Here is a 17,326-nt window from a genome sequence, read left to right as displayed (position 1 = left end):
AGCATAATAAATGCTGCTCTTTTCACTTAGAATTGTTTGCTGACTTTAATCCCCGCACTCCAGTTGCGCCCATCTGCAGGTTCGAAGAAGCGGCTATTGCTATCATTCACAATCACAGAACCCGCATAGTTTTTATCAAACAGGTTGTCGACACGCGCAAAGCCATTTATGCCCCAATCTGCATATTTCCATGCATATCCAGTATAGATTGAAGCAATGGTGTAACTTGGTGCTGCATCACTATTGATATCATCAACATAGACCTTGTCCATATACTGAGTATCAACACCTGCATAGAAGCCTTGCTCTGGTTTCCACGCCAAGCCAAGAAAAGCTTGGTTCTTGGCAATCCCCGGAATTGCATTGCCCTTTTCAACAGCCTTGACCGTACCTACAGCCGGAATTGTGGTATCAAACTTGGCATCTAAATAACCATAACTGCTACTGATTTCCAGATCTTTCCAGAGCTTTTTATTCCATGCCAACTCAACCCCTTGGCGCAAGGTTTTATCAGCATTCCGAAAGGTCGCACGTCCATTTGAAGTGCCTGCTGAAACAATATCATCTTTGGTTTTACTTTGGAAAACAGCCAAGGTGAAATCACCTAGCGGATTTTGTGATTTTAAGCCAAGTTCATAATTATCACTAGTCGATGGTTTTAGATCAAAGTTAAACCCAGACTTTTTAGGATCAGCTTGATAAGCCATTTCAGTAAACGTTGGGGTTTCAAAACCTTTAGCATAACTGGCATAGGCCAATAACTCAGGTACAATTTGCCAGCTTAAGGCAGCCGACGGTAACACCTTGTTATAATCCGTTTTATCACTATCATCGCCATTACTTAAATAATGATCCTTAGATTTATAATGCACATTGCTATAACGCACACCGGTATCTAAACGCCAAGTCGGTAAAAACTGCCAAGAGGCTTGTAAATAGGGATCAACATTCCACAAGGTATTGTCTTCATCGCGACGCAATGTGCCTTTCACCCCATAAGATGGTGAACCATTAACCAGATTAAAGTTCTCATACCCTTTACGATCTTCATCCATGCTATCAACCGCAAGCCCTGCACTGAAGCTTGTATTCTGCAATAGTTCTTTACCTGTCCAGCGGAAATCAGCACCATAATAATTGCGTTCAAAATCAATCACACCACCAGCGTGATTCTTATTTAGTTGTGTAGTGTTAGGGATACATTCTCGAGTGTCTTTTTTAAAACTACATCTTGGTATCGATTGATATTGAGTCACCTGACGATTGCCAAAATATGCCATGGCATACAACTCATGTTGATCATTAATCGGTTTAGACCAAGTCATACCCGTTTGCGTTTGCTCAATGTCTTTACGAACGTTATATTCATTATTCGCATCATTCACCTGACGCGGATTTTGCTGCCATTGGGTTCGATTTAAGCCTTGGGGATCATCGGCATGAATCTTGACATAGTTGGTGATCCAATTAATTTTACTACCATCATCCAAGTTCCACGTCAGTTTCGCATTATTTAAGACTTTTTCTGCACTGCTGTGGTCTCGATAGCCATCGGTATCAAAATACGAGGAACTGATGATATAGCTCGGTTCATTTTGATTTTTTGCACCGCCCTGTAGTACCAGACCTGCACGATTCTTGTTATGACTGCCTCCCGCATAACTCATCTCAATCGAATCTTTGCCTTGGCCTTCTTTGGTCGTCGCCAAGATTGCCCCACCTGATGAGTTGCCATACAGTGATGAAAATGGACCAGTTAATACTTCAAGATGACTGAGGCTACTTAAATCAATATTCGAGGTTTGACCTTGACCATCTGGCATCGTTGCTGGAATACCATCGGTATATAAACGGATCCCGCGCACACCAAAGGTAGAACGCGCACCAAAACCACGCATCGAGAGCTGCAAATCTTGCGCGTAATTTTCGCGATTGCGTAATTGAACACTTGGAATCCCTTTCACCACTTCGGTTAAGTTCACCTGCGCAGATTGATCATTTTGAGGCATATCCACTCTAAAGATCGATGCAGGGGTTTGCATATACGTGGTATTGGTTCGTGTCGCTTCAACTTTGATCGTTGGAAGCTGCACCGCTTGATCCGCATCTGATTCAGCTGCCCAGACAACGCTACTACCCGCCCCCATACACATTGCGACGCAACCGTATAAAAGGTTAATTTTCAGTGAAGGCATGAAGATTCCTTATTTCTCAAAATTTCGAAAGGATGATTTTTAAAAGTAAGCATCTGATTATTTTATATTTGTCTTACATCATTAACTTTAGCCAAAATCATCAATAATCTGGTTACTGATTGGCATTGGTAAATAAAATTAAATACCGCCATAATTGTAAGTGAAACATTTGCCCTCATTGTATGGTTGTTGAAACAACTTGAGCTTTCTATGCCCGAACTTCCTGAAGTTGAAACCACCAAAACCAGCCTGCTGCCGTTGTTGCAACAACGTGTGCAAGCGGTCAACGTCTTGAATGCAAGTTTACGCTGGCCCATTCCAAACGATCTCGAAAAACTGGTTGGACAACGTTTGACTCAACTTAAACGTCGCTCGAAATACATTTTAGCTGAATTTGAACAAGACCATATGCTCTGGCATCTGGGCATGTCTGGTAGCTTTCGTCTATGTGAACCCAATGAAGCACTCAGAAAGCATGATCATCTGGTGATTGATTTTGAAGATCTGCAACTTCGCTACCATGATCCACGTCGCTTTGGCTGTATTTTGTGGTTAGACCAACAGAATCAAAGTAAATTGATCGACACGCTTGGTCCTGAACCATTAAGCGAAGATTTTAATGCGGGTTACCTTTATGAAAAACTGAGTAAAAAGAATGTCGGCATTAAAATTGCTTTGATGGATAACCATGTGGTGGTTGGTGTCGGCAATATTTATGCGACTGAAAGTTTATTCAACATCGGGGTTCATCCAGCACAACCTGCTTCGACGCTGAGCAAAGCACAAGTGGAAAAGTTGGTCATTGAGGTTAAACGCATCTTAAAACAGGCGATTGACTTAGGTGGCTCAACCTTACGTGACTATAGCAATGCAATGGGTGAAAATGGTTATTTTCAGCAGACGCTTTTGGCCTATGGGCGTGCTGGTGAAATGTGCGTGAATTGTGAAACCCCATTAGAAAACATGAAATTAGGTCAGCGTGCCAGTGTATTCTGCCCACAATGCCAGCCACTGAAGTTAAAAAAAGCGTAAGCTTATGAAATGTACAAAGGAGAACACATCATGCAAACTGCGATTGTTCGACATATTCTAGTTAAAGACAAAGACTTAGCTGAACAGCTAAAAAAACGGATTCAGTCGGGTGCGGATTTCAGCAAGGTTGCCAAGCAATATTCAACCTGTAATTCAGCAAAACGTGGTGGTGAACTCGGTGAAGTGAAAAAAGGTCAGTTGGTCCCTGTGATCGATAAACTGGTCTTTAGCGCAGCAGAGCGTATTTTACATGGTCCGATTAAAAGCCAGTTTGGCTTCCATCTGGTCGAAGTCAAATTCCGTATGGATGGTTTGAGATAATCGCTGGGGTTGAGCTTAAATTCTAATTTAAGCTCAACAGCCTGTTCCAAGAATAAACCTTTTAATCCTGAGGCTTCATCACATAAGTCCATGCCAATCTTGTGCTGCCATCAGACAACTGAACCTGAACCTTTACACGTTGATATTGTATCCCTTCAAAATCATCCAACATTTGCCAATTCTGTTCTAATTTTTCTGTGCTAAACAAATAACCTTCAACCAACGGATCAGCCTCATTCAAAACCATTGCAGGTAAACCTTGATCTGGCCCCCAATCCAAAATATGAATGGTGCCATGCACCGAAGCCTGCTGCCAGTCACCGCCTATTCCACCCAAAATATGGGCATTTTCTCGATTTGGGCACAGCGTGCCGTAAACAAATAATTGGTTCATGTTGGTTAATCCCCCGATCATATGCACAGCATCTTAAAATGAAAGCAGCAATTTTTCTATGTGAAATGATGATTTTCACCGCATTATCCAGTGCCAATCTATTTTAATAGGCAATAAAAAAACGGCATTTCAAATGCCGTTTTTTTATTCAAGACAAATTAACCTTGTTTTTTCAACTCATCACGAATTTCACGTAACAATTGAACATCTTCAGGTGTTGCTTCAGGCTCAGGCGCAGCCTCTTCTTGTTTGCGGATACGGTTCATCACTTTCACCAACAAGAATACAACCCATGCCAATAACAAGAAGTTAATCAGAATAGTTAAGAAGCTACCATAAGCAAATACATTCAGTCCTGCATCCTGTGCTGCTTTCAGGGTTGTCACATTGTTCGGGTTGTCGCCGAGGATAAGGAACCAATTGGTGTAATCCACATCACCACCCAAGATCCATGAAATCACTGGCATCACAATATCTTTCACTAATGAATCAATGATTTTACCAAAAGCACCACCAATGATGACACCAATCGCTAAATCCATCATATTGCCTTTGATGGCAAATTCTTTAAATTCTTTAATAATACTCATCTATAACTCTCCAGAGTTGAACTTGATCGCAGCCTGTTTTTGCATTGTTTATTACACAGGCGCAGTTATCCACATAATGTTGATAATTTAATATTTTTATCAAAAAAAGAAAGTTATTTCACACTTTAACAACACTTTTTATTTTAATAAAAATATGTGTTTAAGCATGTCCCTCCCCTTAGGTTTATGCAATAAAAAACCGCTAAATAAATTTAGCGGTTTTGTCATTTTTCAGTGAAGAAAAATTATTTATCGCGGTTACGCTTACGTTCGTTTTCAGTTAAGTAACGCTTACGAATACGAATCGATTTTGGAGTTACTTCAACTAATTCATCATCTTCAATGAATTCAAGCGCTTGTTCAAGCGTGTATTCCATTGCAGGTGTTAAAGTCAAAGCTTCATCAGTACCTGATGCACGAACGTTAGTTAACTGCTTCGCTTTAGTTGGGTTAACAACCATGTCATCAGAACGAGAGTTAATACCGATGATCATACCTTCATATACTTCTAACTGTGGTTTAGCGAACAGACGACCACGGTCTTGAAGTGTGAAGAGTGCATAGCCCAAGCAAGTCCCTTGAACCATAGAGATCAACACACCGTTTTGACGCTTCGCAACAGTACCTGCTTTTGCTGGACCGTAATGCGAGAAGCTTGATGTCATGATCCCTGTACCAGAAGTCATGGTTAAGAATTCTGAACGGAAACCAATCAAACCACGTGAAGGTACAGTTGCTTCAATACGGATACGGCCTTTACCGTCAACTTCCATATTGGTCATCTCACCTTTACGGAAGCCCATTTGTTCCATTACAGAACCTTGGTGTTGTTCTTCAACGTCAAAAGTTACGTTTTCGAATGGCTCTTGTTTTTCGCCATCGATTTCTTTCATGATTACTTGTGGACGTGATACGCCCATTTCGAAGCCTTCACGACGCATGTTTTCGATCAATACTGAAAGGTGAAGTTCACCACGACCAGAAACTTTGAAACGGTCTGGGCTGTCAGTATCTTCAACACGTAATGCTACGTTGTGAATCAATTCACGATCAAGACGTTCACGAATGTTACGTGAAGTTACAAACTTACCTTCTTTACCAGCAAATGGTGAGTTGTTTACTTGGAACGTCATCGAAACTGTTGGCTCATCTACAGACAATGGCGGTAAAGCTTCTACATTCTTCGGATCACAAATCGTGTCAGAAATGTTTAATGCATCAATACCTGTAATACAGATGATGTCACCAGCTGATGCAGATTCTACATCAACACGCTCTAAACCGTGGTAACCCATGATTTTTAAGATACGACCGTTACGAGTCTTACCTTCTTTATCAATTACAGTCACTTGAGTGTTTAATTTTACTGAACCACGTTGGATACGACCAACACCGATAACACCAACGAAACTGTTATAGTCAAGTGATGAAATCTGCATTTGGAAAGGACCATCAACATCAACTGCTGGTGGTTCAACAATATCTACAATCGTTTGGAACAACGGTGTCATGTCTTCCGCTAATTCTTCTGGTGAAGGACCAGCAACACCACGTAAGCCTGAAGCATAAACGATTGGGAAGTCTAACTGTTCGTCTGTACCACCAAGGTTGTCAAACAAATCAAATACTTGATCGATTACCCAATCTGGACGCGCGCTTGGCTTGTCAACTTTGTTGATAATCACGATTGGCTTCAAACCACGCGCGAACGCTTTTTGCGTTACGAAACGAGTTTGTGGCATTGGACCTTCTTGTGAATCTACAAGAAGCAATACACAGTCAACCATCGACATTACACGTTCCACTTCACCACCGAAGTCGGCGTGTCCTGGGGTGTCCACAATGTTAATGCGGTATTCGGTGTTTGTACGTGCGTCTAACCATTTGATTGCAGTGTTTTTTGCAAGAATGGTAATACCACGTTCAGACTCAAGCGCGTTAGAATCCATAACACGTTCAATCTCGCCTGCGCGATCACCAAGAGCACCTGATTGTTGTAAAAGTTTGTCGACTAGAGTCGTCTTACCATGATCGACGTGCGCAATAATGGCAATGTTACGGAGAGTTTTAATATCTGACATGTAAAATTCGATACGCTTTAAATTTGAGGGCAAATTATACAGAAAAATACTAAACTTTAGTAGTGACAGTTTATTGACAGTGCACTTTTTTTCTGACGAAGTGTCATAGAATCGTTGGTAAAGCGAGCTAACTCTATTAGAATATTCCACTAATGCCTCTCGCTTTTTATACTCCCATGTCGAATTCACAACCTCAGCAGCAGCTTGATCTGGTCTACGGACTCAATGATCGACCGAAACCTTTTGTTGCATTTTTAGCCGCTTTACAGCATCTTTTGGCGATTTTAGTCCCGATTGTCACCCCCGGTTTACTGATTTGTTTGGCACTTGGCGTCTCTCGTGAAGACACCAACATGATCCTTTCGATGTCTTTAATCATTTCAGGAATTGCAACCTTTTTACAGTGTAAAAAGGTCGGTCCATTCGGTGCAGGACTCCTCATTGTCCAAGGTACAAGTTTTAACTTTATCGGCCCAATTATTGGTATTGGGAGCGCAATGGTTGCTGCGGGTACACCTGTTGAACAAGTCATGGCAGCCATTTTTGGTGTTGTGATTGCGGGTTCATTTATTGAAATGGGCGTTTCTCGAATTTTGCCATGGGTAAAAAAGCTGATTACGCCGTTAGTCACAGGTATTGTGGTGCTGTTGATTGGCCTTACTTTGATTAAAGAAGGCTTGATTAGCATGGGCGGTGGTTATACCGCAATGCAGGACAACACCTTTGCCAATGCAGATAACCTAATTATGTCATGCACCGTGCTTGGCATTATTATTCTATTAAATCGTATCAAAATTATTTGGGTGAAAAGTTCAGCAATTTTAATCGCACTGGTGATTGGCTATATTCTTGCTGGATTCATGGGCCATTTAAACTTTTCAGTACTCAGTGATGCTCCCTTGATTCAAATTCCAACCCCGATGCATTTTGGACTCAGCTTCTCATGGAGTTTGTTCATTCCAATGGCATTCATCTATTTAGTTACTTCTCTCGAAGCGATTGGTGATGTTACCGCGACCAGTAAAATATCTAATCAGCCAGTCGATGGTCCTGTTTGGATGCAACGTATCAAAGGTGGCGTACTCGTCAACGGTGTCAACTCTTTCCTAGCAGGTATCTTCAATACCTTCCCAAGTTCTGTATTTGCACAAAACAATGGCGTCATTCAGCTTACTGGTGTCGCAAGTCGTTATGTCGGGATTTGGATTGCAGTACTCCTAGTTATTTTAGGGCTATTCCCTGCTGTTGCAGCTGTGATTCAAGCCGTGCCGCAAGCGGTGCTTGGTGGTGCTGTCATGGTCATGTTTGGCGCAGTTGCTGCTTCTGGAATCAATATTCTCTCTAGTATTCACCTTGACCGTCGTGCTTTGTTAATTATTGCGATTTCGCTCGCTTTGGGTTTAGGTGTTGCACAAGTACCTCAAATCCTTGAGCACCTACCTGAATTATTTAAGAATATTTTTAGTTCTGGTGTTGCAACAGGCGGTATCGCTGCCCTAATTTTAAATATTGTTTTACCTGAAACACATAAATAATCATCCAACCATCACAAGTGCCCAGTTTCACGACTGGGCTTTGTTTTTGATGAGAGATCAAAATGGATCCACGTAGTGAAGTTGTCATCAGACAGCAAGATTATTTAAGCGGGCAAGTTTTACTGATTAATGCCCCAAATGATCAACTCGCCAAAACTTTACCCAATAAAGTCCAAGCCTCAGTATGGACTTGGAATTATGCTGATCATCAAGGTTTTATCAGCTCTGGAATTCGCTCTCATTTTTCCGTGGAATTCCCACAAGCAACTTTTGATCAGGTTGTTATTTTCGTTCCAAAGTCTAAAGAACTCCTGAATTATATTCTGCACGTTGTCGTTAGCCATTTAAAACTTGATCAAAATATTTTTCTGGTTGGTGAAAAAAAAGGCGGCGTTGAGCGGGCAGCAAAACAATTATTGCAATATGGCAAAACACTAAAACTTGACAGTGCACGTCACTGCCAACTTTGGCAAATGAAGATCGAAAGAACAGAGCAGTTAAAACCACTTGAACACTGGTTAAAAACTTATACAGTTCAAATAGATCAAGAAGAGTTAAATATCTGTGCCTTGCCTGGTGTATTTAGTCAAGATCATTTAGATGTCGGAACAGCCGTATTAGTCCCTTACCTTAGTCAAGTAAAATCAGGTAAGATTGCCGACTTTGGTTGTGGCGCTGGAATTATTAGTGCCTATTTGGCCAAACTAGATTCGAATCGGCAAATTTTTGCACTTGATGTTGATGCATTTGCATTACGGTCTACTGAACTGACCTTTCAACGAAATGGTCTCAATTTAACTCAGTTAAATCTCCAAGCTGTCACTGGTTTTGTAGATGCACCGAATGATTTAGATGCGATCGTCAGCAATCCGCCTTTTCATCAGGGAATTCATACCAATTACGATGCGAGTGAGGAACTTTGCCAACGTGCGAAAAGACATCTGAAAAATTCAGGTGAATTATGGATCGTAGCAAACCGTTTTCTAAACTACCCTCCTCTAATTGAACAAAGCTTTGGTGAATGTCTGGTGAAAGCCGATCAACAAGGATTCAAGGTGTTATATGCCTGTGCGAAATAAACAGTTTAAGGAATTTTTATGAGCGATACATCTGCTCCTCAACACCTTCAGCGCAAGCTCGGGGCTCGCCACCTGAACATGATTGCCATTGGTGGATCGATCGGCACAGGCTTATTCCTTGCTTCAGGTTCAACCATTGCCACTGCGGGTCCAGGTGGTGCGTTATTGGCCTATGCCCTCATCGGTATCATGATTTATTTCTTGATGACCAGCTTAGGTGAGTTAGCCACGCACAATCCAACGTCTGGTGCATTCTTTACCTATGGTAGCCGCTATGTCGAAGATGGCTTTGGTTTCGCCTTAGGTTGGAACTATTGGTATAACTGGGCGATTACGGTTGCCTTTGAACTGGTTGCCGTTCAGTTCATCATGAAGTTTTGGTTCCCTGATATTCCAGGTTTCTACTGGAGTGCCATTTTCCTTGCCATCATTTTTGGAATTAACGCCTTAACCGTTAAAGGCTTTGGTGAAAGTGAATTCTTATTCTCTTTGATCAAAGTGATCGCGATTATCGTGTTTATCATCATTGGTATCTGGATGATTTTTAAAATCATGATGACACCCAATGTATCGGTATTTCAGCACTGGACTTATAAAGAAGCGCCTTTTGTTGGTGGTTTGCAAGCCTTAATCGGTGTGGCCATGATTGCTGGATTCTCCTTTCAGGGAACTGAAATGGTTGGGGTTGCGGCAGGTGAATCGAAAGATCCTAAAAAGACCATTCCATTGGCGATCAAACAAATCTTCTGGCGTATTTTACTGTTCTATATCCTTTGTATTTTCATCATCGGTACGTTAGTCAGCTATGATGATCCACTACTATTAAAAGCAGCGCAAAGTGAAGATATTGCCCTCTCACCATTCACCTTATTGTATGAAAAAGCAGGCTTTGCCTTTGCAGCAAGTTTGATGAATGCGGTTATTCTGAGTGCGATCTTATCGGCTGGTAACTCGGGCATGTATTCTTCTACCCGTATGCTATTTGATATGGCAAAACAAGGTCGTGCACCTAAGTGGTTCTCAAGACTGGATGGCCGTGGCGTACCAATGAATGCACTCTATGCGACCACTGCGGTTGCTGCACTGTGCTTCCTGACCACCTATATTGGCGAGAAACAAGTCTTTAACTGGTTACTCAACATGTCTGGAATGTGTGGTTTCATTGTTTGGCTAGGTATTGCGATTTCACACTACCGTTTCCGTAAAGGTTATATTGCTCAGGGTTATAAAGTTGAAGATCTGGCTTACCGTGCCAAATTCTTCCCATTTGCACCTTGGTTTGCATTTATTCTTTGTTCAATCATCATCTTAGGTCAAAACTACCAAGCTTTACTTGGCGGAAAAATTGACTGGTTAGGTTTAATTTCAACCTATATTAGTATTCCATTATTCTTGGCGATTTGGCTGGGTTATAAGTGGAAACACAAGACCAAACTGATTGCATATAAAGACATGAATGTGAAAGAAGGCGAATAAAAAAACCGCTTTTTTACTTGACCCAATTGAAAATATGAGTAAAATCTCGCTCATATTTTCAACGGCACCATATGATAGGAGGACGACAACATGCCATTACCACAAGGAACCACACAATAAGGTTTGGCACTGTCGACTCACGGACAAGTGTACAAATCGATTGATCACTTGTCCGAATGCTCTATTCAACCTAGCATTCGCTAGGTTTTTTTATGCCTATTCGGACGGAAACAATAATAAGAGAGAATCTTATGGGCATACAAAAAATACTCAATGCAGATGCACAATATGGCGTTCCAGTGAAAATCTTCACGAACGATATTGATAGCGAAAGTATTGAACAACTGAAAAAAATGGCACAACTGCAATTTGTTTATTCACATATTGCCGTGATGCCTGATGTGCATGTAGGTAAAGGCGCCACTGTAGGCAGCGTCATTCCAACCAAACACGCCATCATTCCTGCCGCTGTAGGTGTTGATATTGGTTGTGGAATGAACGCAATAAGGCTCAATCTAAAAGCTTCACAGCTTCCAAACAACCTTGCACCGCTACGTCATGCAATCGAACGCAAAGTCCCTGTAGGCTTTGAACTACATAAACAAGTGAAAGCAAAAGCTTCAAGTATCATCCCACTTGAAAAACGCTTACAACCCATCATTAAAAAACATCCCGGCTTAGTTCGAATGTTAAGAAAGTTTGATGCCACTTGGCAGAAACAACTGGGAACTTTAGGTGGTGGTAATCACTTTATCGAACTCTGCCTTGATGAAAATCAGGATGTCTGGGTGATGCTACATTCAGGCAGCCGTGGCTTAGGCAATGTGATTGGAACCTACTTCATCGAACTGGCAAAGAAAGAAGCTCAGCATCGATTTGGACATGTACCAGATAAAGATTTGAGTTATTTTGCGGAAGGTTCAAATAGCTTTAATGATTATGTGGAAGCTGTTGAGTGGGCACAAGAATATGCGTTTGAAAATCGACGTGAAATGATGCGTCTGATTTTAGAGGCAATTCGACCATTACTCCCCCCTTTTCAAATGACCAAAGAAGCGATTAATTGCCACCATAATTACGTCAGTCAAGAAACTCATTTTGGTGAGGATCTCTTAATCACACGTAAGGGGGCAATTCGAGCGGGCCAAGATGAATTAGGCATCATTCCAGGTTCAATGGGAGCTCGTTCTTATATCGTTAAAGGTAAAGCAAATCCTGAGTCCTTCTGTTCATGTTCACATGGTGCAGGACGAAAAATGAGCCGCAGCAAGGCAAAACTGCTGTTTAGCCAAGATGACTTGATTCAGCAGACCCAAGGCATCGAATGCCGAAAGGACAGTGCGGTGATTGATGAAATTCCGGCTGCTTATAAAGATATTGATCAAGTCATGGCAAACCAATCAGACTTGATTGAAATCGTACATACACTAAAACAAATCTTATGTATCAAAGGATAATCAAATGAAACTCAAAGAAATGCCAAAAATTAAGGTCCGTAACCCTGTAGCGCTTTCACCTTTATTACACAAAGGTGGAGTTCATGAAACCGAGAAGCCTCGAGCACAACATCGTCGTGAAAGACAAAATACTAAGCAGCAGTTAAAAAAAGAGATATGGTAAATAATTGATAGTGATTGAAATACCTTAACCCCATTAAACAAAAAGGAGAATCCCAATGCTTTATTACTTAAATCCCTCATATAAAAAAAGCGACTCTGACGAGTCGCTTTTTTCAGTTCATAAACTCAAATTACTGAGCTTGTTGACCTGGTTGTACTAAAACAGTACGGCTACCAGAAATCGCAGCGAATACGCGACGGTTCATAGCACGACCTTCTTTAGTTTTGTTGTCAGCAATCGGTTGATCCCAAGCGAAACCTTGAGTTGTCAAACGAGTTGCATTCACGTTGTATTCATTTACAAGTGCAGACTTAACAGAGTTAGCACGTGCTAAAGATAAACGTTCGTTCAACTTACGTGGACCAGTGTTATCTGTGTGACCTTCAATACGAGCAGTCGCATTCGGGAACTCAGCTAACTTCTCAGCAACTTTAGCGATTTCAGTTTTGTATTGTGGTTTGATAACAGATTTGTTCGTATCAAAGAAGACACGAAGTTCCATGTTAAGATCTTCAGTCAACTCTTGTGGTTGCGGAGCAACTGGAGTTGGTTCAACTGGAGCAACTTCCACCACTGGAGCAGCAGCAGGTTTCAAGTGGCCACCAACAACAACTTGAAGTGCTGCCAAGGCTTGACCTTCCCACCACTTATTGTCGTAGTTATAAACTGCACGACCTTCTGTACGAAGTGTTAAAGCATCGTTTACTTGCCATAACACACCACCACCTAAGTTGCTGATTGTGTCATATGAACGACGATCCCAACCTGGGTTATCTACTGTAATTTTAGAATGACCAACACCTAATAAAGCATACGGCTTGATTTTACTGTCATAATTACCAGTAAACACATCAGCAGTAGCAATTGCATTCAAACTTAAAGTTTGTTGCTTAGCATCCCACGGCTGACCATTAAAGTTAGTTTTCTCATTACGAGCTGCGTCAGCTTTTGTTTGTTGATATTCAATCTCTGCTTGTAACCAAGGAGTTAACTCAACACCAATTGCAGCACCAACAAGTAAATCACTCTGTAACGCAACGCCATTTTTTAAGCTTCCAGCATCACCACGACCCTGCGGATCACGATCTGTTAAAGTATCACGCATTTTGTCCTGAGCATTCTCAGGGTACCAGTGATAACCAAGCATTAATGGAGTGACTGTTACACCCGCATTCGCAGCAGCTAAAGGAGCAGCAACAAGCATAGCAAGTGCAATACGACTCATTTTCATGGAATATCCTCCAAAAAACAAAAAATTGTTTGTTCTCTAAACTCTAATAGTTTTTGAATACTGAGAAATAATCTTATTGTATCTTTTTCAGTCATTCACTTTATGTTGAATCATACAAATACCTGATCAATTTTCCAAGTATTTGACAACATTTAGTTAGCAGCCACTGAAAAAACCACTTATTTCTCTCCCAAAAATCTAGAAAATTCTATTTTAACAACATCTAATAAAGCTGTGAGAGCTTATCACTTTTTAATCAAAATTTTAACAAGGTATCAAAATCTTTTCAATAAAACTAAATAATTCCCACAATGTATCCAAAGTTAAGGCAAGATTATTCTAGTTTTGAATCCTTATGTTTTAGTTTTACATCAATGCTACAAAAACCTATATATACATAAAAAAAAGCGACTCTAACGAGTCGCTTTTTTTTAGTTCATAAACTCAAATTATTGAGCTTATTGACCAGGTTGTACAAGAACAGTACGGCTACCAGTGATCGCAGCGAATACGCGACGGTTCATAGCACGACCTTCTTTAGTTTTGTTGTCAGCAATCGGTTGATCCCAAGCGAAACCTTGAGTTGTCAAACGAGTTGCATTCACGTTGTATTCATTTACAAGTGCAGACTTAACAGAGTTAGCACGCGCTAAAGATAAACGTTCGTTCAACTTACGTGGACCAGTGTTATCTGTGTGACCTTCAATACGAGCAGTCGCATTCGGGTATTCAGCTAACTTCTCTGCAACTTTAGCAATTTCAGACTTATATTGCGGCTTGATGTCAGACTTGTTCGTATCGAAGAATACGCGAAGTTCCATGTTAAGATCTTCAGTCAACTCTTGTGGCTGTGGAGCAACTGGAGTTGGAGCAACTGGAGTAACTTCTACTACTGCAGCAGCAGGTTTCAAGTGACCACCAAGAACTACGTTTAAGCCAGCAAGTGCTGTATATCTCCAATACTTCTCATCAAAGTCGTAAGTACCACGAGCTTCTGTACGAAGTGATAAAGCATCGTTTAAACGCCAGAAAGCACCTAAACCAGCATTACCAATAGTATCTTTCTTAACTTCATAGATACCATCAAAATCAGTTTTAGTTTGACCAGCACCTAATAATACGTACGGCTTAATTTTGCTGTCATAGTTTTTAGTGATTAGGTCAGAAGTTGCATAGAAATTACCAGCAACTGTCTGTTGTTTATATTCAGCATTAGCTACGCCAGTACCGTCAAGATCACCTTTCACTTGGTTATATTCAACTTCAAAACCTAACCAAGGTGTTAATTCAACGCCTAATGCAGCACCAACAAATAAATCATCCTGCAACTCAGCATGAGTTGTTAGGTTGTCATTATTATGCTTACTGTCTTGCCAGCTATAACCAACCAATAATGGAGTTACAGTTATGCCCGCATTCGCAGCAGCTAAAGGAGCAGCAACAAGCATAGCAAGTGCAATACGACTCAATTTCATGGATATCCTCCAGAGATAACAATTGTTTTGTGTAAGCTCAGCCTATGATTTTTCGTCCTGAGAACACAGGTGTTCTACAGTATTATTTTTTCAGCTATTCACTTCACTTTGAATCATACAAACATTTGATGAATTTTCCAAGTGCTTGATAACTTTAACCTCATAAATTATTGACAAAATTTCTTACAATTTCCGTTGTAGTTCAGTAAATTTTCAATTCCCATCGGGTATCTGATTGAATTATTGTTCAGGAACTTATGCTTTAGTATATCTTAATTTTTTTTTTAGAAATACTCACTAGCGAAATTAAGTTTTCATTTAACACACTGTTAATAAAAAAATTAATAAAAATAGATAGGTAGAATATGTTTAAACCATTTGGCTTTACTTTGATTGAATTAGTCATCACCCTTGGAATTCTGACAATTTTGATTACTGTTGCAATCCCCCATTTTCGTGAAATGATGATCTCTACTGAAGTAAACCACCTTAAAAGAATCCTCACAATTCATATACAAAAAGCAAAAACGGATGCACAACTTCATCATAAAAATGTGATGCTGTGCCCAAGTTCAAATTTCGAGAACTGTGACACAAATTGGAATAAAGGTTTTATCGGATTTATTGATATTAATCGAAACAACCAACGTGATCAGAATGAGACTCTCCTCTTTAGCGTCCCTTTGAACCATAAATATGGTTACCTCAACTTTAGGTCTTTTGGACGAAGCCCCAACTCTCTTGTTTTTCAAGCTGAGAACGGCCTTCCCTTTGCCTCCAATGGCAGCTTTGTCTACTGCTCTGAATCCCCTCAGCACCATACGAAGATTGTCTTGAGCCGTATGGGCAATATTCGTTTTGAAAAGTTATCAAGTTGCTAAAAACTCCTCAGTCTAGCCTAAAATAAGTAAAACCCTTTATTCCGATCCTTTTTTTACTATACTGCTTAAGTTTGGAACATTTTTATAAATTATAAGTGTGGAGACACATCATGACTGATATCGTAATCGTTAATGGCGCTCGTACAGCAATGGGCGGCTTCCAAGGTGCATTATCTGGTGTTACAGCGCCAGAATTAGGTGCAGTTACCATTAAAGAAGCAATTGCCCGTTCTGGCCTGCAACCGACTGATGTAGAAGAAGTAATCATGGGTTGTGTTTTACCTGCAGGCTTAAAACAAGGCCCTGCGCGCCAAGCAATGCGTAAAGCGGGCTTACCAGACTCTACCAGTGCAGTGACCATTAACAAATTGTGTGGTTCTGGCATGAAAGCGGTGATGCAAGCAGCAGATATGATTAAAGCAGGGAGTGCAGAGATCGTGGTTGCAGGTGGTATGGAATCAATGACCAATGCACCATATGTATTACCAAAAGCACGTGCTGGCTACCGTATGGGTCATGGTGAAATTAAGGATCATATGTTCCTTGATGGTTTGGAAGATGCTGAAACTGGTCGTTTAATGGGTTCATTTGCCCAAGATATGGCGAATAAACGTAGCTATACCCGTGAACAGATGGATGACTTTGCCATCCGTTCTTTGCAGCGTGCACAAAAGGCGATTACTGAAGGTTACTTCAAAGATGAAATCGTTCCTGTAACAGTTTCTACCCGTAAAGGTGATGTGGTTGTTGATCAAGACGAACAACCATTAAGTGCAAAAATCGATAAAATCCCATCATTAAAACCAGCATTTGCAAAAGATGGTACGATTACTGCTGCGAACGCAAGTTCAATTTCTGATGGTGCATCAGCATTGGTATTAACCTCAAGTGATGTTGCTGCACAACGTGGTTTACAACCTTTGGCAAAGATTCTTGCAACTGCGTCAAATTCTCAACACCCATCTGAATTTACGATTGCCCCTGTCGGTGCAATTGAAAAAGTATTGAAAAAGGCAGGCTGGGATGCGCAAGACGTAGATCTATGGGAAATCAATGAAGCATTTGCCATGGTAACCATGTGCCCAATCGATGATTTCAAATTAGATGCTGAAAAAGTCAATATTAATGGTGGTGCTTGTGCTCTAGGTCACCCTGTTGGTTCTACTGGTTCTCGTATCATCCTGACATTGATTCACGCGCTTAAACGCACTGGTGGTAAGAAAGGTGTTGCAGCCTTGTGTATCGGTGGTGGTGAAGCGACAGCTGTTGCGATTGAATTGATCTAAATATTTTTCAATCTGTTCAAAAGAATCCTGCTTGATGCAGGATTTTTTATTTTTAAGATTACAAAAAATAATGCACCTATAGTCAAAATATCGATAAGTTATGCTGTGTATAAAAAAACAACAAGGAGTC

The 17,326-nt window shown here is 40.8% G+C and carries 15 protein-coding genes; 9 read left to right on the top strand and 6 right to left on the bottom strand.

Annotated elements, in window-relative coordinates; genetic code table 11:
- Positions 1–26: 26 nt before the first annotated feature.
- Positions 27–2,195 (bottom strand): TonB-dependent receptor, encoded by a 2,169-nt coding sequence (locus MN869_RS04375; RefSeq protein ID WP_241304714.1) that lies wholly within the window; start codon positions 2,193–2,195, stop codon positions 27–29.
- A 210-nt stretch (positions 2,196–2,405) separates the two neighbouring features.
- Between MN869_RS04375 and mutM the strand changes: the two genes are divergently transcribed.
- Positions 2,406–3,227 (top strand): bifunctional DNA-formamidopyrimidine glycosylase/DNA-(apurinic or apyrimidinic site) lyase, encoded by an 822-nt coding sequence (gene mutM, locus MN869_RS04370; RefSeq protein WP_241304713.1) that lies wholly within the window; start codon positions 2,406–2,408, stop codon positions 3,225–3,227.
- Between the two features lie 30 nt (positions 3,228–3,257).
- Complete coding sequence (locus MN869_RS04365) at positions 3,258–3,548, top strand: peptidylprolyl isomerase (protein WP_004802898.1); 291 nt, start codon at positions 3,258–3,260, stop codon at positions 3,546–3,548.
- Between the two features lie 61 nt (positions 3,549–3,609).
- On the opposite strand, the gene MN869_RS04360 is transcribed toward MN869_RS04365, so the two are convergent.
- The 3 genes from MN869_RS04360 to typA form a co-directional block, all read right to left on the bottom strand.
- Positions 3,610–3,942 carry a gamma-glutamylcyclotransferase family protein gene (locus tag MN869_RS04360; protein ID WP_005206086.1) on the bottom strand — a complete coding sequence of 111 codons (333 nt, stop codon included), beginning with the start codon at positions 3,940–3,942 and terminating at the stop codon, positions 3,610–3,612.
- Positions 3,943–4,100: 158 nt separating this feature from the next.
- Positions 4,101–4,532 (bottom strand): large conductance mechanosensitive channel protein MscL, encoded by a 432-nt coding sequence (mscL, locus tag MN869_RS04355; protein ID WP_004652374.1) that lies wholly within the window; start codon positions 4,530–4,532, stop codon positions 4,101–4,103.
- A 245-nt stretch (positions 4,533–4,777) separates the two neighbouring features.
- Positions 4,778–6,613, bottom strand: a complete 1,836-nt coding sequence (gene typA, locus MN869_RS04350) for a translational GTPase TypA (protein WP_017402215.1) — start codon at positions 6,611–6,613, stop codon at positions 4,778–4,780.
- 176 nt (positions 6,614–6,789) lie between these two features.
- Here typA and MN869_RS04345 point away from each other — a divergent pair, with 176 nt between their 5' ends.
- The 5 genes from MN869_RS04345 to MN869_RS04325 all read left to right on the top strand — a co-directional run bounded on the left by MN869_RS04345 (position 6,790) and on the right by MN869_RS04325 (position 12,323).
- A complete protein-coding gene (locus MN869_RS04345) occupies positions 6,790–8,148 on the top strand; it encodes a uracil-xanthine permease family protein (RefSeq protein WP_241304712.1) in 1,359 nt (452 codons plus the stop codon).
- A gap of 62 nt (positions 8,149–8,210) precedes the next feature.
- A complete protein-coding gene (locus MN869_RS04340; protein WP_241304711.1) occupies positions 8,211–9,227 on the top strand; it encodes a class I SAM-dependent methyltransferase in 1,017 nt (338 codons plus the stop codon).
- Positions 9,228–9,245: 18 nt separating this feature from the next.
- Positions 9,246–10,703: an amino acid permease gene (locus MN869_RS04335; RefSeq protein WP_243306905.1), complete on the top strand. Its 1,458-nt coding sequence runs from the start codon at positions 9,246–9,248 to the stop codon at positions 10,701–10,703.
- Between the two features lie 251 nt (positions 10,704–10,954).
- Positions 10,955–12,160 carry an RtcB family protein gene (locus MN869_RS04330; RefSeq protein ID WP_241304710.1) on the top strand — a complete coding sequence of 402 codons (1,206 nt, stop codon included), beginning with the start codon at positions 10,955–10,957 and terminating at the stop codon, positions 12,158–12,160.
- Between the two features lie 4 nt (positions 12,161–12,164).
- Entirely contained in the window at positions 12,165–12,323 is a 159-nt protein-coding gene (locus tag MN869_RS04325) for a hypothetical protein (protein ID WP_005206101.1), read from the top strand.
- A gap of 130 nt (positions 12,324–12,453) precedes the next feature.
- On the opposite strand, the gene omp38 (MN869_RS04320) is transcribed toward MN869_RS04325, so the two are convergent.
- Positions 12,454–13,554, bottom strand: coding sequence for an outer membrane protein Omp38 (gene omp38 / locus MN869_RS04320; protein WP_004802880.1), 1,101 nt, complete (start codon positions 13,552–13,554; stop codon positions 12,454–12,456).
- Between the two features lie 458 nt (positions 13,555–14,012).
- On the bottom strand, positions 14,013–15,029 hold the full coding sequence (gene omp38 / locus MN869_RS04315; RefSeq protein WP_005206103.1) for an outer membrane protein Omp38: 1,017 nt from the start codon (positions 15,027–15,029) through the stop codon (positions 14,013–14,015).
- Positions 15,030–15,394: 365 nt separating this feature from the next.
- On the opposite strand from omp38 (MN869_RS04315), the gene MN869_RS04310 reads away from it, so the two are divergent.
- Both MN869_RS04310 and MN869_RS04305 read left to right on the top strand, forming a co-directional pair.
- Positions 15,395–15,910, top strand: coding sequence for a GspH/FimT family pseudopilin (locus tag MN869_RS04310; protein ID WP_241304709.1), 516 nt, complete (start codon positions 15,395–15,397; stop codon positions 15,908–15,910).
- Positions 15,911–16,020: 110 nt separating this feature from the next.
- Complete coding sequence (locus MN869_RS04305; RefSeq protein WP_241304708.1) at positions 16,021–17,196, top strand: thiolase family protein; 1,176 nt, start codon at positions 16,021–16,023, stop codon at positions 17,194–17,196.
- Positions 17,197–17,326: the final 130 nt, after the last annotated feature.

Source organism: Acinetobacter sp. NIPH1876 (assembly GCF_022808535.1).
In the GTDB taxonomy this organism is placed as follows: domain Bacteria; phylum Pseudomonadota; class Gammaproteobacteria; order Pseudomonadales; family Moraxellaceae; genus Acinetobacter; species Acinetobacter higginsii.
Note: the sequence above shows the minus strand (reverse complement) of the source record. Positions and strands in the feature narration are given on the sequence as shown.